This is a genomic window from Salicola sp. AFF1, from assembly GCF_056783195.1.
Genome location: NZ_JBXAYL010000002.1, coordinates 188,123 through 208,560, shown reverse-complemented (window position 1 = coordinate 208,560; position 20,438 = coordinate 188,123). Strand labels below are relative to the sequence as shown.

The following is a 20,438-nucleotide window of genomic DNA, read 5'->3' as shown; positions in this document are numbered from 1 at the left end:
CAACAGCATAGCGCAGGATGAGGCCAACCATGCGGATTCCCCAGTTTCTCAAATTCGAATACGACGACAACGGCCCCCAGCTGTTTCCGACGGCCGTTGCGTGGTCACTCAGCGACGGCCGAATCAAGTACGTCATCATCCGCCCCGAGGACGACTGGCTCTCGGACGACCTGGATGAACGCATGCTGGACGATGAGTTCTTCCGGGACCAGGGCGTGGCACCCGTGGATGTGCTGCGTGAAATGCACGAGGATCTGGGCGAGACCACGGTCTTTTCGGACGGCCTGGACCCGGACGACCAGCTGCTGGATTTCCTGTGCGAGGCCATGGGCATCCAGGCGGCCTTCGAGCTGGCCCCCATGACCGCCCTGCTGCACCACGAGAGTTTTGAAGGGCTCAATGACCGCTACCAGGACATCATACTGCGCGAAACCCTGGACGCCACCGTGGCGGAAAACGCGGTCTATGCCCAGCTGCTGCTGGCCCGGGAAGAAGGACTGACCGATCCGGATTCCTCCGGCTGAACACGGACTTTGTGACCCGTTTCGACGACAGCGCGTTCCAGGTGGGCGACAATCCGTGGCAATTCAGAACCACGGATAAGCCAGCCTATGCGCCGCGTTCCCGCTCTTGTGACCTGTACTGCGCTCCTGGTTGCCACCAGCCTGCCGACCATGGCCCAGCAGAAACCCAGGCGGCCCCAGCAGCAGGAAGCCGAAAGCATGGCCGGTGAGTACTACCTCGGGGTAACCGGCTCCCATTTCCGGCACAAGAACCTTGGTGATGGCAATGGCAAGGCCACCGTCACCACCGGCGGCGCTGTCTTTGGCAAGTACCTGAACGACTACATCAAGGTCGAGGTACGGGGCGGCGCAGCGCCCTCCCCCGAGACAGAAGCCGACGACCTGGAGCTGGACATTGACTATTACGCCAGCGCCTACATGGGCGCCTACTACCACTGGACCCTATTCTCCCGTGCCTACGCCCAGTTCGGCGTAAGCCACGTGGAAACCACGGCCACGCGCACCAGCGAAGATGACGACGGCAACGTGACCGTCACCAGGGAACCCTACCTTGACCACAGCTTCAGCCGGAGCTGGTTGGTGGGAACCGACGTGGATTTCATCGGCAATTCCAGCCTGTTCGTGGAATACGGCCAGCTGCATCAGGACAACACCACCCACATCCGGATCCGGCAGTGGAACCTGGGTCTGCGGATGGATTTCTGAACGGGGTCAGGGTCTCAGCGCCCACCCCGCTTGCACGTTACCGCACCAGCATCGATGCCCAGCACCTCGGGCGCCACCGCCAGCACTTCCGCAAGCCGCTGGCGGGCAGCTTTCTCCGGCACTGACACCGGTGGTGCGTACTCATAAATGGCCAGATGCTCCCCGGTCTGGGTAATGCGGACCGCGTATTCCGGCATATCCGCATCGTAGAGACAATGGGCCTGCTCCGGCTCACGATTGAGCCGGCGCCGGAGATGGCGCCGGTTCTTGCGCAGGCGATTGGCAAGCATCGATGCCCGCTCCTCGTTATGGATAGCAGGCTCCGGGATGCCGGTACGCAGCTCCTCCAATGATTGCTGAGGTTGGCGGAACTCGCTCTGCTGGACGTCGAAAAGCAGCAGCGTGGTTTCCAGCGACCCATTGAAGAACCGGTACTGACGCCGTGACCGCATGCCCAGCTGATGGCCCAGCTCCGGCTCCGCCAGCAACAGCCCCAGGCGCCATCCAGGCGCCTCACTGCGCAGCCGCTCCCCAAAGATCCGGAACAGCTCCGCAGCCCGCTCCCGGGTCTCCAACCGGTTGCCGTAAGGGGGATTGGTTACGATCACACCCGTAGCCGCCTTCTCCGGGATTCGCCACTCGGCCACATCACACTTCTCCACATGGATGCGGTCACTGAAGCCCGCGCGCTCGATATTGCGCCAGGCAAGGGCAACCACCTGTCTATCCGCATCCGTCCCCCGGAAGCGGACGCGACTGGCTTCCAGACCTTCCCTGCGGCGCTCATGAGCGGCTTCTCTCTGCGCCTGCCACCCTGTGGTGGCGGCTTCCGGCCAGCGCTCAAAAGCAAAGCTGCGGAAAAGGCCAGGAGCTGTATTCGTCGCCATCATGGCGGCCTCGATGAGAATCGTCCCGGAACCACAGAACGGATCAGCAAGGTCGCCGCCCGCCTTCGCCACCTCCGGCCAACCAGCCCGGTACAGCAGCGCAGCGGCCAGGGTTTCGCGCAACGGTGCCTGACCAGCCTCGGTCCGATAGCCACGCTGATGCAGGCCTTCACCGGCCATATCCAACCCCAGCTCCAGCTGCCCATGGCGGAGTCGCGCCTGTATCGGCAGATCCGGATCGGCAGGCGTCATCACCGGCTCTGCCACGCCCTTATCACGAACCCGCTCCATCAGGCCATCCTTGACGCACTGGGCCCCAAAACGCGGACTGAGGATCTCCCCATGCGTGCCCTGGAAACGTACGCGGAATGTCATTCCAGGAGCCAGCCACTGCTCCCAGGGCACGGCCGCGGCCGCCTCGCGCAGGGTGGCCGCATTATCCGCCTCCGCGCGCACGAGGTGCAGGACGACCCGGCTTGCCAGCCTTGACCACAGACAGATGCTGCGGGCCCCCGCCATATCGGTGCGGACCCAGAGCCCGGCAGAGGCCCGCCCGGTCACCTCAAGACCAAGGTCAGCCAGCTCGTCCGCCAGCAGCTCAATCAGGCCCCAGGAGGCGGTTACATAAAAATCATTCGTCTTCAATCCAATGTTTCCTCGGGTTGATGCCCGCCACAGAGGGGTTATTGGCCGAGCCAATCATAACCCCGGGCATGATTGGTTTTTCGTGGGTATACACTACCCGGATTTTGCGCTTTACTGAATATGACGCGTCAATGACACCGCCTGTGGAAAGCAGGCGGGAAGGGCCCTGACTGGATCGATCCATCCGCCAACGCCCCTGAGCGGATCACCGTCGGATTCACGCTGCCGACGGACTGTGAAGGGTGGTGGAGCCGTGCGCACGCTCATGACCGACGGATCAACATGAGGTACAGAGCATGAAAAAACACAAGCGAGACATGTCAGTTCGCGCCTACAAACGCGGTTACATGGCAGGGTTATCCGGCAAGTCCAAAGAAATCTGTCCGCTGGATAAACCCGAAACCCGACAGGAATGGATGAACGGGTGGCGAGAAGGTCGGGAAGACCACTGGAGTGGACTGACACAGGGTGTCTCCTCAATACACAGGATGCCGTATCTAACAGCGTGAAGTGACCGCCGCGAGGCGGCCAGCCCTGAAAAAAACCGGAAAGCACTGAATGCCATCACCTGGTGGCTACAGCTCAAGGGGGCCACCCGCCCCCTGCCCCACATAGCAGCGTTCCATCTCTGGAAAGACCAGAAGGGGACCACCCGTCCCCACGGGCCCGCACGACGGGCCCTTTCCCCTTACTCCCTGGATAGCCCCGCAATGGACTCAAGGCACTCCGCCACAAGCTGAGGCCCCTGATAAATGAGCCCGGAATAAAGCTGCACCGCCGAGGCTCCGGCCCGGATCTTTGCCTGTGCCGCCGCGCCACTGACAATACCGCCGACCCCAATGATGGGAAAATCCGCTCCCAACTCAGCCCGCAGCTGGCGAATCACTTGCGTGGAGGGTTCCGCCAGGGGGCGACCACTCAGGCCGCCGGTTTCCTCACCAAGGGGGTCGCGCAGTACGGCGGAGTGATCCACGGTCGTGTTGGTGGCGATGACACCGTCCATTCCAACCTCCCGCAATGCCGCCGCCATGAAACCGATGGCAGCCTCGTCCATGTCCGGCGCCACCTTGACCGCGATGGGCACGTAATGACCCCTGGACTCGGTCAACGCAAGCTGCTTTTCCCGGACCCTGGCCAGCAGCGAGCGCAACGCGTCGCCATGCTGAAGATCTCTGAGACCCGGCGTATTGGGCGAGGAGACGTTGATGGTCAGGTAGTCCGCCAGAGACCACATCCGCTCAATCCCCTCCAGGTAGTCATCCACCGCCGAGGCCGCCGGGGTATCCTTGTTCCGGCCCACATTCACGCCCAGAATACCACTGTAGCGGCTGGCCCGGATGTTGGTGGCCATTACCTCCAGCCCTGGATTGTTGAACCCCATACGGTTGATGATGGCCTCATGATCCGGAAGCCGGAAAAGGCGTGGCCGGGGATTACCAGGCTGAGACCTTGGCGTCACGGTGCCGATTTCCAGAAAACCAAAACCGAGTGCGCCCAGGGCGTCCATGTAACACCCCTCTTTGTCCAGGCCCGCTGCAAGCCCTACCGGGTTGGGCAGCGTCAGCCCCATCACATTAACCGGTTCTGTAGCCGGGACCGGCCACAGACGCTCAAGCAACCCGGTTCCAGCCACCAGCCGCGCCGTTTCCAGCGCAAGCGAATGGGCCGTTTCGGGAGGAAGCTGGAAGAAGAGGGGGCGCAGCGCCTGGTACATGAAATGATCACCGGGAAAGTCTATTGCCGTGGAGCCAACAGTGTACAGGAAGGGAGGCCCTGGCCGCGAAACCCGTTCTATGGCACTGCGGTGACGTTTTCATGACCTTTTCCACGAAATCTGTGGAAAACTCTGTGAACTTTTTTGTGGCAAACCGCCAGACCGCCTGCCAATGGCGGAGATCTGCAAATTGTACATTTTTTAACCAATTATTTTTCTTTTATTTTTCAGGTGCTTACAAAGATCAATACGCTAAGTCCGGCATTTGACGGCATTTTACCGAAAAAGCAGCTCATCATCGCTTCTGTGCATAAAATCAGCTCACTCCTTACCATTGAAGGATGAAAAGGTTGGCTGTAGCGTTTACACTGCGCCCTGTCCGGGTTACCCTTTGCGCGCCCGATAGAAGCAGTGCGGTTTATGAATGCATCCGAAGACACAACGCTTAACCGTCCACCGGAAAGCGAACTCCAATCCGCGCGCCGGGTAACCCTGGCAGGGCTGGTACTGGATGCCCTGCTGGGAATACTGAAAGTCATTGTTGGCTTTCTCTACAATTCCTATGCACTGATCGCCGATGGCATTCACTCCTTCTCGGACGTCGCCTCGGACATCATGGTGCTGGTGCTGTTCCGCATCTCCCGGGAAGAACCGGACGAAGACCACCCTTACGGCCATGAACGCTTTGAGACCCTGGGCGCGGTCATCCTCGGCTGCGCGCTCATCGCCCTAGCCGGTGCACTGGCGTGGGAGGCGGCCCAGCGGGTGATGAGCCCCGGGCTGGGCGTCCCCGGCTGGCCAGTACTGGTGGTGGCAGGCGCCGCGGTATTGGGCAAGGAGTGGATCTATCACTACACACTGCGGGTTGGGCGGGCCATCCGATCAGACCTGCTGGTTGCCAATGCCTGGCACAGCCGCACCGACGCTTTCTCATCCATTGTCGTCATGATCGGCGCCTCGGGGGCCATGCTTGGCTACCCCTGGCTTGACGCCCTCGCCGCCTGTGGTATTGCCGTCATCGTTGCCCGCGTTGGGTGGCATCTGGCCTGGGACAACGTCAAGGAACTGGTGGACACGGCCATGCCGGTGGAGAAACAGCGCCACCTGCGTGAGATCGCTGAGGCCACCGAAGGCGTGCGGGCCGTCAATGCCATCAAGAGCCGCCGCATGGGCTCCGATTTCCTGCTCGACATCCACCTCCAGGTGGACCCGGAAGTGAGCGTCTCAGAAGGCCACGAGATCGGCGTGCGCGCCGAACACCGCCTGCTCGAGGCGGTCCCTGAGGTGCGGGAAGTCACTTTCCACATTGACGCCGAGGACGAAGCGGTCCAGCAGAACGTCCATGCCGCCATCCTGCCCTCACGGAGCGCGGTGGCCAACGACCTGGAGCAGCGCTGGGGCGACCTGATCAACTTCCGCAACACCTGCCCACCCCGGCTCCATTACCTGTCGGATGAAGTCTCGGTGGAACTCTACCTGGAAAGCCGCACGGCCGTGAACGAAGACGCCCGCGACCAGCAGTGCCTCACCTGCCAGTTGAAGTCCCGCACCAAGGACCTCCCCTGGATCGGCGACATCCGCATCTGGTACGCCGACGAATTCCGGACCGGGCCGAACCAGAACTGAACCTCCACTCGCTCCAGAGAGCGGCGTCCCGAGACACGCAATGAAAACAAACTCGGTGTTCAGGGGAGCAGGGGATGCTCGGAGGGAAGCTCTGGAGCCATGGATGGCGGAAGAGCAGCGTACAGGGATGTATTTACAGCGTTTCCCGGAGAGCATCCCCTGCTCCCCTGAACGCCAGGCAACCCGTTAACCGTCTTGAGACGACTCAACCGTATCGGAAAGCCGCCTCCTTCAACTTGTTCGCCTCATCCCTGAGCCGAGCCGCCTTCTCAAACTCCAGATTGGAGGCCGCCTTATACATCTCGTCTTCAAGTCGGTCGATTTCCTTCATCATCTGATCCGCATCCTTGCCGTGCACATCCACGGAGTAATCCGCCGAAGACTCCGCCACCTCCGGGCTGCCCTCGCCGCGCTTACGCTGCACGTGGACCCCTTCCATGATGTCCGCCACCTTCTTGTCCAGCCCCTTGGGCGTGATGCCGTGCGCCTCATTGTAGGCCATCTGTTTCTCGCGCCGGCGCTCCGTCTCATCAATGGCCCGGCGCATTGAACCCGTCTCACGATCCGCGTACAGGATCGCCTTGCCATGGACGTTCCGGGCCGCGCGCCCCATGGTCTGGATCAGGGACCGGTCCGAGCGCAGGAAACCCTCCTTGTCCGCATCGAGGATGGCCACCAGCGATACCTCCGGCATATCAAGCCCCTCACGCAGCAGGTTGATGCCCACAAGCACATCAAATTCGCCCCGGCGCAGGTCCCGCACAATCTCCACGCGTTCCACCGTATCCACGTCCGAGTGCAGATACCGCACCCGCACATCATGCTCCACGAGGAAATCAGTGAGATCCTCCGCCATGCGCTTGGTGAGGGTGGTGACCAGTACCCGCTCGTCGGCCGCCACGCAACGCCGCACTTCCGACAGCAGATCATCCACCTGGGTCGAAGCCGGGCGCACCTCGATCTCCGGATCCACCAGCCCGGTTGGCCGCACCACCTGCTCAACAACCTGGCCAGCATGCTCCTCCTCGTACTTGGCGGGCGTCGCGGAGACAAACACCATCTGCGGCGCCATACGTTCCCACTCATCAAAGCGCATGGGCCGGTTATCCAGTGCCGATGGCAGCCGGAAACCATACTCCACCAGGGTCTCCTTGCGCGACCGGTCACCCTTGTACATCCCCCCGATCTGGGGAATCGTCACGTGGGACTCATCAATCATCAGCAGCGCATTGGGCGGCAGGTAATCGAAGAGTGTGGGCGGCGCCTCGCCGGGCTGGCGCCCCGACAGATAGCGGGAATAGTTCTCGATGCCGTTGCAGTAGCCCAGCTCCAGCATCATCTCCATGTCGTACCGCGTGCGCTCCTCCAAGCGCTGGGCTTCCAGCAGCTTGTTGTTGTCGCGCAGCTGTTTCAGGCGCTCCTCCAGCTCCTCCTTGATCGAATCCACGGCATTCAGGATTTTCTCGCGCGGCGTCACATAGTGAGTCTTCGGATAAACAGTCACACGCGGCACACGCTGGATGATCTCCCCCGTCAGGGGGTCAAACCAGGCAATGTTCTCCACCTCGTCATCAAACAGTTCAATCCGGACCGCCTGGTCCTCGGACTCGGCCGGGAAGACGTCAATCACCTCACCACGCACCCGGTAGTTGCCCCGCTGCAGCTCGGTGTCATTACGGGTGTACTGGAGCTCCGCCAGCCGACGCACAATGTCGCGCTGGTCCACCTGCTCACCACGGGTCACGTGCAGGATCATGCGCAGGTAGGACTCCGGATCGCCCAGACCATAGATGGACGACACCGTCGAAACGATGATGGCATCCGGTCGCTCCAGCAACGCCTTGGTCGCCGACAACCGCATCTGCTCAATGTGTTCGTTGACCGAGGCATCCTTCTCGATGAAGGTGTCCGAGGCCGGCACATAGGCTTCAGGCTGGTAATAATCGTAATAGGAGACGAAGTACTCCACCGCGTTGTCCGGGAAGAAGTCGCGGAACTCCCCGTAGAGCTGGGCCGCCAGGGTCTTGTTGTGGGCCATGATGATGGTCGGGCGCTGTACCTGCTCAATCACCTTCGCCATGGTGAAGGTCTTGCCCGAGCCGGTAACCCCCAGCAGCGTCTGGTGCATCAGGCCGTCATGGATACCCTCAACAAGGGCATCAATCGCCTGGGGCTGGTCCCCCGAAGGCTCAAAATCCGAGGCCACACGGAACGTCAGGTCGTCTTTCGACATAGGATTGCCGTCTCTCTGGGATCCCGGGGATCGCACATGGAAGGAATCGTCATGCTATCATGCCCATACCATTGTTCCGGCACACCGACTTTTCAACAGGAGCACCAGTTTGAGCGCGCAACTGTCCAACCGCGTCCAGCAGATCAAGCCCTCGCCCACTCTCGCCATCACCAGCAAGGCAGCCGAGCTGCGTGCGGCTGGCGAAGACGTTATTGGCCTGGGCGCCGGCGAGCCCGACTTTGATACCCCTGAGCACATCAAACAGGCCGCAGTGGATGCACTCAACGCCGGCAAGACCAAATACACTCCGGTGGACGGCACGCCAGAACTCAAGGACGCCATCATTGAGAAGTTCCGCCGGGACAACGACCTGACTTACGAGCGCAACCAGGTCCTGGTTTCCTGCGGCGGCAAGCAGAGCTTTTTCAACCTGGCGCTGGCACTGCTCAACCCCGGTGACGAAGTGATCATCCCGGCGCCCTACTGGGTCTCCTACCCGGACATGGTCAAGATCGCCGAAGGCACGCCCGTTATCCTGGAAAGCAGTGCCGAGACCGCTTTCAAGATCACGGCCGAGCAGGTCCGCAACGCGCTGACCGAACGCACGAAGCTGATCGTTCTCAACAGCCCGTCCAACCCCAGCGGCAAGGCCTACAATCAGGAAGAACTCGCCGCCATCGGCCAGGTCCTGGAGGCGCGCCCGGATGTCATGATCGCCACTGACGACATGTACGAGCACATCCTGTGGAGCGGTGACTTCGTCAATATCGTCAATGCCACACCCTCGCTGAAGGACCGTACCTTCGTCCTCAACGGCGTCTCCAAGGCCTACTCCATGACCGGCTGGCGTATCGGTTACGCTGCGGGGCCGGCTGACGTCATCGGCGCCATGAAAAAAATCCAGTCCCAGAGCACGTCCAACCCGGCCTCCATCTCCCAGGCAGCCGCCACGGCCGCCCTGAACGGGCCACAGGAGTGCGTGACGGAGATGCTGCAAGCGTTCCGGGAACGCCACGATTATGTGGTCAGCGCCCTGAATGAACTGCCGGGGGTGGAGTGCCTCCAGAGTGACGGCACCTTCTATGCCTTCCCCGGCTTCCACGGCGCCATCGACGCAATACCCGGCATCAGCAACGACCAGGCGCTCGCCGAGCACTTACTACAGGAGGCCAACGTGGCCCTGGTCCCGGGTTCCGCCTTCGGCACCCCAGGGCATATGCGCTTGAGCTTCGCTACCAGCATGGACAACCTGAAAAACGCCATTGAAAGGCTCAAAAACGTGCTCAGGGCTTGACGAAGGGGCCAAGTGCCCCTAATATACGCCTCGCTTATCCCCGATAGCTCAGTTGGTAGAGCACCTGACTGTTAATCAGGTTGTCGCTGGTTCGAGCCCAGCTCGGGGAGCCAGACATTGCAAAAAGCCGCTCCACGGAGCGGCTTTTTCTGTTTCAGGGGCACCTATGGCGCGTATCTACCTGGCTGGGCCGGATGTTTTCTTCCCGGAAGCCATCCGCAACCGCATTGAGACCACCAAAAAAGCCATCCTTGCCGAAAACGGCCTGCAAGCGCTCTCCCCCTGTGACAACGACCTGGACCTCGACAACACGGAGACCCCGGCCAAGAATATCTACAATGCCAACCAGGCCCTGATGGACCAGGCTGACGGCCTTATCGCCAACCTTACCCCCTTCCGCGGCCCCAGCGCCGACGCTGGCACCATCTTCGAACTCGGCACCATGACCGCTCAGGGCAAACCCGTTGCCGCCTACACCACCTGCGCCAGCGCCTACAACCAACGCGTCTCAGGCGGCTCAGAAACCGACACCAACGGCATGCTGGTTGAAGCATTCGGCCTGTGCGATAACCTGATGCTGGATTGTGCTATTGAATCCAGTGGTGGGGCATTTGTTTCAGGGCCACTCGAGTGGCGGAGTGATGGATTCACACCGGGGGAATCCTTCGATGAAAGGATTTTCAGGGAAGTGACAAAAGCAATCGCGCGCATGCTTGGTACTCTGAGCGAATAGCAGCGCAGTATAAGTATCAGGGTGTGGGCGTACTAAGCGGGAAGATCTGGAGCCATGGATGGCGGAAGAGCAGCCTACAGGGACGTACTCGTGGCGATTCCCGATTAGTACGCCCACATCCTGATACCCGCAGCCAATAACCAGTCTGGAGATGACCCTAATGGGCAGGAACAAAGAAGGCGGCCTCGTCTACTCCACCGAAGCAGGCGGCAAAACCTGCCCCGACTGCCGCCACCCCCTGGAGCAGTGCCAGTGCAACAACGACCCCCGCTCAACCACGAGTGACGGCACCGTCCGCATCCAGCGCGAAACCAAGGGCCGGAAGGGCAAGGGCGTCACCCTGATAACGGGGCTGAATCTCCCCGAGAAAGAACTCAAAGCCCTCGCCAAGACCCTCAAGGCCAAATGCGGTACCGGCGGCACCATCCGTGAGGGCGTTATCGAGATTCAGGGCGACCACCGGGATACCCTGCTCGCCGAACTCGAAAAACAGGGCTGGAAAGCCAAAAAGGCTGGCGGCTAGACGCCCCCCGCTCCCGCCAGTTCCCGCTCAATGGCAGTCAGCGCCGCCATCGGATCCTCGGCGCGGGTAATGGGCCGCCCGATCACAAGATCATCGCTGCCCGCGGCCACCGCCTTCGCTGGTGTCATTACCCGCTGTTGATCCCCCTGGGCCGCGGACACCGGCCGGATCCCGGGGGTTACCAGCCGGAAGTCCGCCCCCATCGAATGGCGTAATGACGGCGCCTCGCTTGCGGAACACACCACGCCGTCCAGACCGCATTCACGCGTCATGGCCGAGAGCCGCTGGGCAACCGTACCGGCATCCCCCGACCAGCCAATCTCGTGCAGCTCAGCGTCCGACAGGCTCGTCAGTACCGTCACCCCAATCAACAGCGGCCGATCCGCGCCAAATGCCTCCAGTTCCCGCACACAGGCTTCCATCATCCGGCGCCCCCCGGAGGCATGGACATTCACCATCCAAACGCCCAGCTCTGCGGCCGAGGCGACGGCCGCCGCCGCCGTATTGGGAATATCGTGAAACTTCAGGTCCAGAAAAACCTCAAAGCCCCGCCCCTGCAACGCCTGAACAAAGCCCGGGCCGAAACGGGTGAACATCTCCTTGCCCACCTTCAGCCGGCAACGCGCCGGATCAAGCTGATCCACAAGCTGGAGAGCTTCCAGCCGATCCGCAAAATCCAGCGCAACAACGATTGATGGCATCAATGACTCCGTAACTATTCACCCTCAACGCCCTGGTAGGGCTCGACGGTCTCCCAGTTTTTGCAGCTTGGGCACAACCAGTGCAGTTGCTGGCCCCCAAAACCACAGCGTGTGCATTGGTACGCCGGCCGTTTCTCGAGCAGCCGCTGCCCCACTTGGCGGACCAGATCCGGCGTTGTTCCCTGCTTGGGGTCCTCACCTTCCTCCATTTCCAGAAGGTACAGCAGCCCCCGAAGACTCGGTCGCTGTTGCAATTCGCCATGCAACAGTTCCAGTGCCTGATCCCGTGACTTGAATCGTTGCTCCTCTTCCACCAGGCACAACAACAGCGTGGTGGAAGGGTGATCCCGATAGATCCGGTACAGGCGCCGACGGAGCTTACGCCCAATCCCGACCTCTCGGGCCAGGCGCACAAGACGGCGCACCGCTTCCGGCCCGAATGCCGGATTCTGGTCAAACACCTTCAAAAGCAGTTGCTGGGCTTCACGCCAGTTGCCCCGTTCCTGCGCCAGATCCGCCAACAACAGACTGGCGCGAACGCAGCCCCCGTCATAGGACAAAGCCTGTTCCAAAAGGGGGCGGGGGTCCAGGTTGACCCCGCCCACCCCCTGACCCGAGGCCTGCTCACACAACAGATGCGCGAGCTGCTTACGGATCTCGGAAGTGTCATTGATCCCCACCAGGGTACGAGCTACTTCAACCGCTTTCTCCCAGTCCCGCTCCCGTTGATAGAGCAGCACCAACCGTTCCGCTGCCCGGGCCCCATAGGAGCGCGTCCCAAGAAGCTCATGCAGCAATGCCTCCGCACGGTCCAGAAGACCCGCCGCCAGGTAATCCAGGGCCAACTCATAGGTGACCTGAGAGGAATAACGGCCAGGTAATTCCGGCCGCGCCAGCAGGTTCTGATGAATGAGGGTTGCCCGCTCCACTTCACCCTTGTCCCGGAAATGGGCGCCGATGGACAGATGGAGGTTCACGGTTTCCCGATTGACTTCCAGCGAATCCAGAAAGGACTCAATGGCCTCGTCGGAATAGTTGGTAAACAGAAACTGAAGGCGTTCCCGAAGCTGGTCCTCATCGTCAATGGAAGCGGTTGAAGCCTCTCGGCTAAGCCGCCAGCGCCCCAGCGCCCAACCCGTACCGACCGCGACCGCCAGCAACAGCCACTGCAGGATGGTGTTCATTCAATACTCTTGACCGGATTCCGTTGCCGTCCACCTGATTGCTGCTCAGACCTGCGGAGCTGACGCTCCGCGCGACGGCGTCCTGACCGGGCCCGGAGTAAGGGTACGAGCATTGCCAGAGCCCCCAGAATGGCGCCCACCATCAGGGTCAGAACCAGCACCAGTGCAACACTGATCGGCGGTGTCCGAACCAGCAACAGATCCAGAACGACTTCCTGCCGATTGCTGAAACTGAACAGCATGGCCGCCAGCCCCAGAAGGACGGCTAACAGAATCAGAACAATACGACGTATCCTGGCCATCCGGCCCTCCCTGCCGGATCAATAGCCGGCCTTCATGCTGTCATTGACCTTTTCCCGCAGCTCCTTACCCGGCTTGAAGTGGGGCACGTACTTTTCGGGCAGATTCACGGACTCACCGGTCTTGGGGTTACGACCGACACGAGGTGCCCGATAGTGGAGGGAAAAACTCCCAAAACCACGGATCTCGATCCGCTCCCCTTCCGCAAGGGCCTGGGACATGTGATCAATGATCGTCTTGACCGCCAGCTCCACGTCCTTGCCGGAAAGCTGGGACTGTTTCGAGGCGATTACTTCTACCAATTCGGATTTTGTCATGGTCCTGTCCTTCCTCACAGGTTCTGCAACGCCATAAGTTTAGCGAACCTGATGAAAAAGACAAAAAAAACGGGCTGTTACAGCCCGTTTTTTTTAATGCTAAGCGCCAGATCCCAGCCTCAGCTGTTCTCGTTCTGCTGCATCTGCTCCTTGATCAGGTCGCCGATGGTGGTGGCGCTGCTGCTGTTGTCAGCTTTCTCGCGCACATCACGCATTGCTTCCTTATCGTCCTCAACATCCTTGGACTTGATCGACAGATTGATCACACGGTTCTTGCGATCAACGCTGATGATCTTGGCTTCCACCTCATCGCCTTCCTGAAGCACATTGCGTGCATCCTCAACCTTGTCCCGGCTGATCTCGGAGGCCTTGAGCGTGGCTTCCACTTCTTCACTCAGCGTCACGGTCGCGCCCTTGGCATCCACACTGCTTACGGTGCCAGTCACGATGCTGCCACGGTCATTAACCTGGGTGAACTCGGCAAAGGGATCACTCTCGAGCTGCTTGATGCCCAGCGAGATCCGTTCACGTTCCGGGTCCACTGACAGGATGACAGTCTCAACCTCATCACCCTTCTTGTACTTGCGGACCGCTTCCTCACCGGTTTCGTTCCAGCTGATGTCGGACAGGTGCACGAGACCGTCGATACCACCCTCAAGACCGATGAAGATACCGAAGTCGGTGATCGACTTGATCTTGCCGCTAATCCGGTCGCCCTTGTTGTAGTTCTGGGAGAACTCTTCCCAGGGGTTGGGCTGGCACTGCTTGATACCCAGTGAAATACGACGACGCTCTTCGTCGATATCGAGGATCATCACCTCGATCTCGTCGCCCACATCCACAACCTTGGACGGATGGATATTCTTGTTGGTCCAGTCCATTTCGGAGACGTGAACCAGACCTTCAACACCCTCTTCCAGCTCGGCGAAGCAGCCGTAGTCGGTGAGGTTGGTAACCTTGGCCGGCACACGGGTGCCTTCCGGATAACGCCCCTTGATGTTGATCCAGGGATCCTCGCCCAGCTGCTTCAGGCCGAGGGAGACACGGTTACGCTCACGATCGAACTTAAGAACCTTGACGTTGATCTCATCGCCAACGTTCACGATTTCGCTCGGATGCTTGATGCGCTTCCATGCCATGTCGGTGATGTGGAGCAGACCGTCAACACCACCCAGATCCACAAAGGCACCGTAGTCGGTCAGGTTCTTGACGATGCCCTTGATTTCCATGCCCTCGGTCAGCGTCTCGAGCAGCTGCTCACGCTCGGCGCTGTTCTCGGCTTCCAGAACGGCGCGACGGGAGACCACCACGTTATTGCGCTTGGCATCGAGCTTGATGACCTTGAAGTCCAGCTCTTTGTTCTCAAGGTGCGTGGTGTCGCGCACCGGGCGGACGTCGACCAGCGAACCCGGCAGGAAGGCACGGATTCCCTTGAGGTCGACGGTGAAACCGCCCTTGACCTTGCCATTGATCACACCCTTGACCGCTTCTTCCGCCTCAAAGGCTTTCTCCAGCTCTTTCCAGGCTTCAGCGCGCTTCGCTTTCTCGCGCGACAGGCGGGTTGCCCCGAAGCCGTCTTCCACGGCATCCAGCGCCACGTCAACCTCATCGCCCGGCGCGATTTCCAGTTCCCCGTTCTCATTATAGAACTGGGATACCGGGATGATGCCCTCAGACTTCAGACCGGCGTTGACGGTGACCCAGTCATTGTCAACGTCCACAACCGTGGCCTTGACAATCGACCCCGGCTGCATATCAATGTCTTTCAGGCTCTCTTCAAAAAGTTCCGCAAAGCTTTCGCTCATTGTGTGTCCTATGTGATCAATACCAAGCTCCCCGCGAGCCAGCCCTCCCGGGTCCATTCATCATAAACCGGCACACCGCCATGCTGGTTCCCACACGGTCTGCCGGCACTGTCCCAATAACAAAAAGGCGCTGTCAGGCACGCCCCATCAGGGCCAGGACCTGGTCCAGCACCTCGTCAATGGATAACCCCGTTGTATCCACAACCCGCGCGTCATGCGCCGGTTTCAGCGGCGCGGCGGAACGGTTCATATCCCGGTCATCACGCGCCTGAATCTCTTTTACAAGGTCCGTGAGTTTAACATCCTCCCCCTGGGCCAGCAACTGCTCATGGCGACGCCGGGCACGCTCCTCGACGGAGGCGGTCAGGAAGATCTTGTGGCTCGCATCCGGGAACACCACCGTCCCCATGTCCCGACCATCCGCCACCAATCCCGGCGGCTGACAGAAATCCCGCTGGCGCTGGAGCAGCGCTTCACGCACCGCCGGGGTGGCCGCTACCCGCGAGGCACGGTCGCCACATTCCTCGGTACGGATGGCACCGGTTACATCTTCACCGTCAAGAATGACTCGGGCCGACTCATCACCGGGCATGGGCTCAAAGCGCACATCCAGCCCCTCGGCGATCGCCGCCAGGGCGGCCTCATCGCCGAAATCCGCAGTCTGCTTCATGGCGGCCAGCGCTGTCAGGCGGTACAGAGCACCGCTATCCAACAGGTGCCACCCCAGATGCCGTGCCAAGCGCTGGGTAATGGTGCCTTTGCCCGCACCGCCCGGACCGTCCACGGTCACCACCGGGGCCTGTTCGCAAGCCGTCATTGCCTCTCCTCGGACGATTCAACATTGAGACCAACCTGATTGGCCAGGGCCACAAACCCCGGAAAGGAAGTGGCGACGTTCGCGCAATCATCAATGGTGATGGGACCGGACGCCCGCAGAGCCGCCACCGTGAAGGCCATGGCGATACGGTGGTCGCCGTGGCTGTTGATCCGGCCACCGTCATAGGCACCGCCCTGGATCAGGATCCCGTCCTCCCGGACCTCGCTGACAACGCCCAGGGCATCCAGCCCGTCCGCCATGACCTGGATCCGGTCGCTTTCCTTAACCCGAAGCTCAGCGGCACCGGTCAACTCGGTACTGCCCTCGGCGTTGGCCGCAGCAATGAAGATCGCGGGAAATTCATCAATGGCCAGAGGCACCTGGTCCTCCGGAATACGGATGCCCTGGAGCGGCGCATGCCGCACCCGCAGGTCCGCTACCGGCTCACCACCGGCCTCGCGCTCATTGTGCAGTTCAATGGACGCGCCCATGGCCCGCAGGATATTGAGCACGCCGATACGGGTCGGATTCACGCCCACGTGGCGCAACCACAGATCGGCCCCCGGCGTAATCGCGGCCGCCACAATAAAAAAGGCCGCCGAGGAAACATCCGCCGGCACATCAATGGCGCAGGCGCTCAAGTGGCCACCGCCGGCGAGCCGCGCGACAGCTCCTTGCTGGGTGACGGAATAGCCGAATCCCTGGAGCATGCGCTCGGTATGGTCGCGGGTCGGTGCGGGCTCCGTTACCGCCGTTTCACCCTCCGCATAGAGACCGGCCAGGAGCAGACATGACTTGACCTGCGCACTGGCCACAGGCAGCTGATACTGGATGCCCGTCAGTCGCTGGCCGCCAGCAATATGAAGCGGCGGGCGACCACCCTCGGCGGTCTCAATCCGGGCGCCCATCAGCCGCAACGGATCCGCCACCCTTGCCATGGGCCGGCGGGTCAGGCTGGCATCACCTGTCAGCTCTGTATCAAAACGCTGCCCTGCCAGAAGCCCCGCGAAAAGCCGCATGGCGGTACCGGAATTGCCCACGTAGAGCGCACCATGCGGCGGCTGGAGCCCGTCCAGGCCCACGCCGTGGATGCGCACAAAGCCACTATCCGGCCCCTCTATGGTCACGCCCATATCACGGAAGGCCTGGAGCGTGGCGAGGCTGTCCTCGCCCTCAAGAAACCCGGAGACATCCGTTACGCCCTCGGCAAGCGCCCCCAGCATGATGGCTCGATGGGACATGGATTTATCCCCGGGCACCCGGATGTCGCCCTGGACAGTGCCTCCGGGCCGGGCGGTATAGGTCACGGTCTGGTCGGTCATGGTGTTGAGATAGGCCTCGCCGGAAAGAATTCGGGAAAAATGCTCGCGTGCCGCCTTGGCACGCGTGAATACCTGTTGCAGCCGCTGGCCGTCACCGGCTTCGATGGCGGCACCGAGCTGATCAAGATCGCCGCGGAAATGCTGCAACGCGGCCAGCACCGCCTCGCGGTTCGCCAGAAAGATATCCCGCCACATTACGGGATCACTGGCCGCAATGCGCGTGAAATCCCGAAACCCGCCAGCGGCATAACGGAAGATGTCCTGGCTGTCCTGCTCCCCGGCCAGCGTATCCACCAGCGAAAAGGCGATCAGGTGCGGCAGGTGGCTGGTGGCGGCAAGCACTTCGTCATGCCGGGCCACCGGCATGGTCAGAACCTCAGCGCCACACTGAGACCACAGTCGGCCCATTTGTTCCAGCGCCCCGGCATCGGTTTCGGGCTCTGGGGTCAGAATGACCTTGTGGTCCCGGAACAGGTCCGGGTCGGCGGCCCCCACGCCACTTTTCTCGGAACCGGCAATGGGATGACCCGGTACCAGCATTGGGGGCAACTCGCCAAAAACGCCCCGAACATCTGACACAAACCCACCCTTGACGCTCCCCACATCGGTCAGCACCGCATCCTTTGGCAGCGCATCCCGGATCTGTCCCAGGACGGCGCGGTTGGCGCGCACCGGCACGGCCAGCACAACCAGATCCGCGCCCGCTACGGCGCATGCTGCATCTGCCTCGCAGTGATCAATCAGGCCCAGCCGGTAACCTTCTTCCAGGGCCCCTGGCCGCTCATCACAACCCACTACGGTACTAACCAGATCCCGGGCTTTTGCAGCCCGCGCCAGGGATCCGCCAATCAGCCCTAGACCAATCACGACCATCCGCTGGAACAGTGGGGCGCCACCGGCCATCAACCAAGCACCTTTGCCAGCGCCTCCAGACAGCGCTGATTCTCATGCTCAAGCCCAACGGAAACACGCAGGTGCCGGGGCATCCCATAGGCGCCAACAGGACGCACAATGACGCCTTCACGCAGCAGCGCCTCGTTCACCTCACTGGCATCCCGGCCGGTATCAAGAGCAATAAAGTTGGCCGCCGACGGAATGTAATCCAGCCCCAATCGGTTGAAGCCGTTCGCCAGCTGCTCCAAACCGGCTCGATTCACCTCTATGGCCCGGTCAACGTAGGCCCGGTCATCCAGCACCGCCGTCGCGGCGGCCTGAGCCAGCGCATTGGCGTTGAACGGCTGGCGTACCCGGTTGATCACATCGGCGATCTCCGGGCTGGAAATGCCGTAGCCCATGCGCAGCCCGGCCAGCCCCCAGGCCTTGGAGAAGGTGCGCGACACCACCAGGTTCGGGAACTCGCCGAGCCACTGTACGCCGTCCGCATACTGCGGGCCCTGCAGGTACTCGCAGTAGGCCTCGTCCAGCACCACGATCACGTTCTCCGGCACCCGCTGCAGAAAGCGGTACACCGAATCCTTTTCAGCCACGGTACCGGTGGGATTGTTGGGGTTGGCCACGAACACGACCCGTGTCCGCTCGGTGATCGCGGCGGCCATGGCGTCCAGGTCGTGCCCCCAGTTCACCGCGGGAACCTTGACGTGATCGGCCCCGATAGCCTGGGTCACGATGGGGTAGACGGCAAAGGCGTGCTCGGAGTAGACAATCTCGGTGCCAGGTTCGGCAAACGCGCGCGCCACCAGCTCCAGTACGTCGTTGGAGCCATTACCAAAGGTCAGCATCTCCGGCGTCACGTTCAGGCGTTCCGCCAGTGTCTGGCGCAGCCTGTAGGCAGCACCATCCGGATAGCGTGTGACCTCGGGCAGTGCTGTTTCAACAGCCGCCGTGACGCGCTCGCTGGGGCCGAGCGGATTCTCGTTGCTGGCCAGCTTCACGATCCGTTCCGGATCCAACCCCAGCTCCCGGGCCAGTTCATCCACCGGCTTGCCCGGCTGGTAGGGCTGCAGACCCTGCACGCCACGCGCTGCAAGTGCCTCGTAATCACAGCTCATCACAACACTCCCATGGGGTACGACCCCAGATGCTTCAACTCCTGGCTCTGGCCCTCGACTTCGCTCAGAACCGCCTGAACAGCCGGTGCGTCCCGGTGCCCGACAAAGTCGATGTAGAACACATAGGCCCAGGTGGCGCTGGGCGAGGGGCGGGTTTCCAGACGGGTCAGATCGATGCCTTCGCGCTTGAACGGCTCCAGCAACTCATAGAGCGCCCCCGGACGATTACGCGTGGATACCAGGATGGACGTCTTGTCCTTGCCGCTGGGCGGCACCCGATCGGTGCCAATAATCAGGAAGCGGGTGGTATTGTCCGGCCGGTCCTCGATATTGCTTTGCGCCGTCTCAAGGCCGTACAGCGACGCTGCCATATCACCCGCGATGGCCGCCGCCCCTTCTTCCCGGCTGGCAAGCCGGGCCGCTTCGGCATTACTGGAGACAGTAATACGCTCGACCGCGGGCCAGTGGCTGTCCAGCCACTTGCGGCACTGGGCGAAGGACTGCTGATGCGAGTAGAGGCGCGTTATGCCGGCCTCGGTCTGGCCCGGGCGAACCAGCAGATGGTGATGGATCCGCAGCTGGACCTCACCACAGATCTTCAGCGGTGACCCCATGAACATATCCAGGGTATGGTTGATCATGCCCTCGGTGGAGTTCTCCACTGGCACCACCCCGTACTGGGCGTTACCGGATTCCACCTCGCGGAACACATCATCGATCGCCGCCAGGGGCGTGCTCAGCACCGAATGACCGAAATGCTTGAGCGCCGCGGCCTGGGTAAAGGTTCCTTCAGGCCCCAGGAAGGCGATGGTCATGGGTTTTTCCAGCGCCAGGCAGGCGGACATCACCTCCCTGAACAGGCGTGCCATCTCCTCGTCAGCGAGTGGCCCAGGATTACGCTCCTTGATCCGATCAAGTATCCGTGCTTCGCGCTCCGGACGGTAAAAGGCCACATCCTCGCCCGGATGAGCCTGCTGCTTGACCTCGGCCACATCCCGGGCGCACTCAGCCCGCTCGCTGATCAGCTTGAGCAGGTCGTCATCGATCTGGTCAATGCGCTTGCGCAACCGGGCCAGGCGCGCCTCTTCGTCGCTCATGG

At 61.4% G+C, this 20,438-nt stretch carries 19 protein-coding genes and 1 tRNA gene; 8 read left to right on the top strand and 12 right to left on the bottom strand.

Annotated features, from left to right (window positions below; genetic code table 11):
* The first annotated feature begins 29 nt into the window (after nucleotides 1-29).
* Both AC1RQI_RS02305 and AC1RQI_RS02300 read left to right on the top strand, forming a co-directional pair.
* The gene (locus AC1RQI_RS02305; RefSeq protein WP_481903506.1) at nucleotides 30-524 is read left to right on the top strand and encodes a hypothetical protein; all 495 of its coding nucleotides are present in this window, start codon (nucleotides 30-32) and stop codon (nucleotides 522-524) included.
* An 87-nt stretch (nucleotides 525-611) separates the two neighbouring features.
* Nucleotides 612-1,229, top strand: coding sequence for an outer membrane beta-barrel protein (locus AC1RQI_RS02300; RefSeq protein ID WP_481903505.1), 618 nt, complete (start codon nucleotides 612-614; stop codon nucleotides 1,227-1,229).
* A gap of 14 nt (nucleotides 1,230-1,243) precedes the next feature.
* On the opposite strand, the gene rlmKL is transcribed toward AC1RQI_RS02300, so the two are convergent.
* Nucleotides 1,244-2,761, bottom strand: a complete 1,518-nt coding sequence (gene rlmKL / locus AC1RQI_RS02295; RefSeq protein ID WP_481903504.1) for a bifunctional 23S rRNA (guanine(2069)-N(7))-methyltransferase RlmK/23S rRNA (guanine(2445)-N(2))-methyltransferase RlmL — start codon at nucleotides 2,759-2,761, stop codon at nucleotides 1,244-1,246.
* 296 nt (nucleotides 2,762-3,057) lie between these two features.
* Here rlmKL and rmf point away from each other — a divergent pair, with 296 nt between their 5' ends.
* Complete coding sequence (gene rmf / locus AC1RQI_RS02290) at nucleotides 3,058-3,270, top strand: ribosome modulation factor (RefSeq protein ID WP_416635006.1); 213 nt, start codon at nucleotides 3,058-3,060, stop codon at nucleotides 3,268-3,270.
* Between the two features lie 179 nt (nucleotides 3,271-3,449).
* Here rmf and AC1RQI_RS02285 read toward each other — a convergent pair whose 3' ends face one another.
* Nucleotides 3,450-4,475, bottom strand: coding sequence for a quinone-dependent dihydroorotate dehydrogenase (locus AC1RQI_RS02285; protein ID WP_481903503.1), 1,026 nt, complete (start codon nucleotides 4,473-4,475; stop codon nucleotides 3,450-3,452).
* A gap of 420 nt (nucleotides 4,476-4,895) precedes the next feature.
* Here AC1RQI_RS02285 and AC1RQI_RS02280 point away from each other — a divergent pair, with 420 nt between their 5' ends.
* Complete coding sequence (locus AC1RQI_RS02280; RefSeq protein ID WP_416635008.1) at nucleotides 4,896-6,101, top strand: cation diffusion facilitator family transporter; 1,206 nt, start codon at nucleotides 4,896-4,898, stop codon at nucleotides 6,099-6,101.
* Between the two features lie 205 nt (nucleotides 6,102-6,306).
* Here the strand turns inward: AC1RQI_RS02280 and uvrB are convergent, their stop codons facing one another.
* Nucleotides 6,307-8,334, bottom strand: a complete 2,028-nt coding sequence (gene uvrB, locus AC1RQI_RS02275; RefSeq protein WP_481903502.1) for an excinuclease ABC subunit UvrB — start codon at nucleotides 8,332-8,334, stop codon at nucleotides 6,307-6,309.
* Between the two features lie 109 nt (nucleotides 8,335-8,443).
* Between uvrB and AC1RQI_RS02270 the strand changes: the two genes are divergently transcribed.
* The 4 genes from AC1RQI_RS02270 to AC1RQI_RS02255 all read left to right on the top strand — a co-directional run bounded on the left by AC1RQI_RS02270 (nucleotide 8,444) and on the right by AC1RQI_RS02255 (nucleotide 10,884).
* Nucleotides 8,444-9,628, top strand: coding sequence for a pyridoxal phosphate-dependent aminotransferase (locus tag AC1RQI_RS02270; protein ID WP_416635010.1), 1,185 nt, complete (start codon nucleotides 8,444-8,446; stop codon nucleotides 9,626-9,628).
* A 37-nt stretch (nucleotides 9,629-9,665) separates the two neighbouring features.
* A tRNA-Asn gene (locus AC1RQI_RS02265) sits at nucleotides 9,666-9,741 on the top strand.
* A 53-nt stretch (nucleotides 9,742-9,794) separates the two neighbouring features.
* A complete protein-coding gene (locus tag AC1RQI_RS02260) occupies nucleotides 9,795-10,361 on the top strand; it encodes a nucleoside 2-deoxyribosyltransferase (RefSeq protein WP_481903501.1) in 567 nt (188 codons plus the stop codon).
* 160 nt (nucleotides 10,362-10,521) lie between these two features.
* Nucleotides 10,522-10,884: a translation initiation factor Sui1 gene (locus AC1RQI_RS02255; protein WP_481903500.1), complete on the top strand. Its 363-nt coding sequence runs from the start codon at nucleotides 10,522-10,524 to the stop codon at nucleotides 10,882-10,884.
* On the opposite strand, the gene pyrF is transcribed toward AC1RQI_RS02255, so the two are convergent.
* The 9 genes from pyrF to pheA form a co-directional block, all read right to left on the bottom strand.
* Nucleotides 10,881-11,585 carry an orotidine-5'-phosphate decarboxylase gene (pyrF, locus tag AC1RQI_RS02250; RefSeq protein ID WP_481903499.1) on the bottom strand — a complete coding sequence of 235 codons (705 nt, stop codon included), beginning with the start codon at nucleotides 11,583-11,585 and terminating at the stop codon, nucleotides 10,881-10,883. The two genes, AC1RQI_RS02255 and pyrF, sit on opposite strands and share 4 nt — an antisense overlap.
* Before the next feature lie 14 nt (nucleotides 11,586-11,599).
* On the bottom strand, nucleotides 11,600-12,769 hold the full coding sequence (gene lapB / locus AC1RQI_RS02245; RefSeq protein WP_481903498.1) for a lipopolysaccharide assembly protein LapB: 1,170 nt from the start codon (nucleotides 12,767-12,769) through the stop codon (nucleotides 11,600-11,602).
* Nucleotides 12,766-13,071 carry a LapA family protein gene (locus AC1RQI_RS02240; protein ID WP_416635015.1) on the bottom strand — a complete coding sequence of 102 codons (306 nt, stop codon included), beginning with the start codon at nucleotides 13,069-13,071 and terminating at the stop codon, nucleotides 12,766-12,768. The genes lapB and AC1RQI_RS02240 overlap by 4 nt, the downstream gene beginning before the upstream one ends.
* 18 nt (nucleotides 13,072-13,089) lie before the next feature.
* Nucleotides 13,090-13,404, bottom strand: coding sequence for an integration host factor subunit beta (locus tag AC1RQI_RS02235; RefSeq protein WP_481903497.1), 315 nt, complete (start codon nucleotides 13,402-13,404; stop codon nucleotides 13,090-13,092).
* A gap of 101 nt (nucleotides 13,405-13,505) precedes the next feature.
* Nucleotides 13,506-15,191, bottom strand: a complete 1,686-nt coding sequence (rpsA, locus tag AC1RQI_RS02230) for a 30S ribosomal protein S1 (RefSeq protein ID WP_481903496.1) — start codon at nucleotides 15,189-15,191, stop codon at nucleotides 13,506-13,508.
* Nucleotides 15,192-15,324: 133 nt separating this feature from the next.
* Complete coding sequence (gene cmk / locus AC1RQI_RS02225) at nucleotides 15,325-16,008, bottom strand: (d)CMP kinase (protein WP_481903495.1); 684 nt, start codon at nucleotides 16,006-16,008, stop codon at nucleotides 15,325-15,327.
* A complete protein-coding gene (locus AC1RQI_RS02220; RefSeq protein ID WP_481903494.1) occupies nucleotides 16,005-18,233 on the bottom strand; it encodes a bifunctional prephenate dehydrogenase/3-phosphoshikimate 1-carboxyvinyltransferase in 2,229 nt (742 codons plus the stop codon). Before AC1RQI_RS02220 ends, cmk begins: the two co-directional genes overlap by 4 nt.
* A complete protein-coding gene (hisC, locus tag AC1RQI_RS02215) occupies nucleotides 18,233-19,339 on the bottom strand; it encodes a histidinol-phosphate transaminase (protein ID WP_481903493.1) in 1,107 nt (368 codons plus the stop codon). Before hisC ends, AC1RQI_RS02220 begins: the two co-directional genes overlap by 1 nt.
* The gene (pheA, locus tag AC1RQI_RS02210; protein WP_481903492.1) at nucleotides 19,339-20,436 is read right to left on the bottom strand and encodes a prephenate dehydratase; all 1,098 of its coding nucleotides are present in this window, start codon (nucleotides 20,434-20,436) and stop codon (nucleotides 19,339-19,341) included. Before pheA ends, hisC begins: the two co-directional genes overlap by 1 nt.
* Between the last annotated feature and the right edge of the window lie 2 nt (nucleotides 20,437-20,438).

What these genes read in the sequence shown, in the direction of transcription:
- AC1RQI_RS02305 (WP_481903506.1), top strand. Translation starts at nt 30, where the DNA reads ATGCGGATTCCCCAGTTTCTCAAATTCGAATACGACGACAACGGCCCC.
- AC1RQI_RS02300 (WP_481903505.1), top strand. Translation starts at nt 612, where the DNA reads ATGCGCCGCGTTCCCGCTCTTGTGACCTGTACTGCGCTCCTGGTTGCC.
- rmf (WP_416635006.1), top strand. Translation starts at nt 3,058, where the DNA reads ATGAAAAAACACAAGCGAGACATGTCAGTTCGCGCCTACAAACGCGGT.
- AC1RQI_RS02285 (WP_481903503.1), bottom strand. Translation starts at nt 4,475, where the DNA reads ATGTACCAGGCGCTGCGCCCCCTCTTCTTCCAGCTTCCTCCCGAAACG.
- AC1RQI_RS02280 (WP_416635008.1), top strand. Translation starts at nt 4,896, where the DNA reads ATGAATGCATCCGAAGACACAACGCTTAACCGTCCACCGGAAAGCGAA.
- uvrB (WP_481903502.1), bottom strand. Translation starts at nt 8,334, where the DNA reads ATGTCGAAAGACGACCTGACGTTCCGTGTGGCCTCGGATTTTGAGCCT.
- AC1RQI_RS02260 (WP_481903501.1), top strand. Translation starts at nt 9,795, where the DNA reads ATGGCGCGTATCTACCTGGCTGGGCCGGATGTTTTCTTCCCGGAAGCC.
- AC1RQI_RS02255 (WP_481903500.1), top strand. Translation starts at nt 10,522, where the DNA reads ATGGGCAGGAACAAAGAAGGCGGCCTCGTCTACTCCACCGAAGCAGGC.
- pyrF (WP_481903499.1), bottom strand. Translation starts at nt 11,585, where the DNA reads ATGCCATCAATCGTTGTTGCGCTGGATTTTGCGGATCGGCTGGAAGCT.
- lapB (WP_481903498.1), bottom strand. Translation starts at nt 12,769, where the DNA reads ATGAACACCATCCTGCAGTGGCTGTTGCTGGCGGTCGCGGTCGGTACG.
- AC1RQI_RS02240 (WP_416635015.1), bottom strand. Translation starts at nt 13,071, where the DNA reads ATGGCCAGGATACGTCGTATTGTTCTGATTCTGTTAGCCGTCCTTCTG.
- rpsA (WP_481903496.1), bottom strand. Translation starts at nt 15,191, where the DNA reads ATGAGCGAAAGCTTTGCGGAACTTTTTGAAGAGAGCCTGAAAGACATT.
- cmk (WP_481903495.1), bottom strand. Translation starts at nt 16,008, where the DNA reads ATGACGGCTTGCGAACAGGCCCCGGTGGTGACCGTGGACGGTCCGGGC.
- AC1RQI_RS02220 (WP_481903494.1), bottom strand. Translation starts at nt 18,233, where the DNA reads ATGGCCGGTGGCGCCCCACTGTTCCAGCGGATGGTCGTGATTGGTCTA.
- hisC (WP_481903493.1), bottom strand. Translation starts at nt 19,339, where the DNA reads ATGAGCTGTGATTACGAGGCACTTGCAGCGCGTGGCGTGCAGGGTCTG.
- pheA (WP_481903492.1), bottom strand. Translation starts at nt 20,436, where the DNA reads ATGAGCGACGAAGAGGCGCGCCTGGCCCGGTTGCGCAAGCGCATTGAC.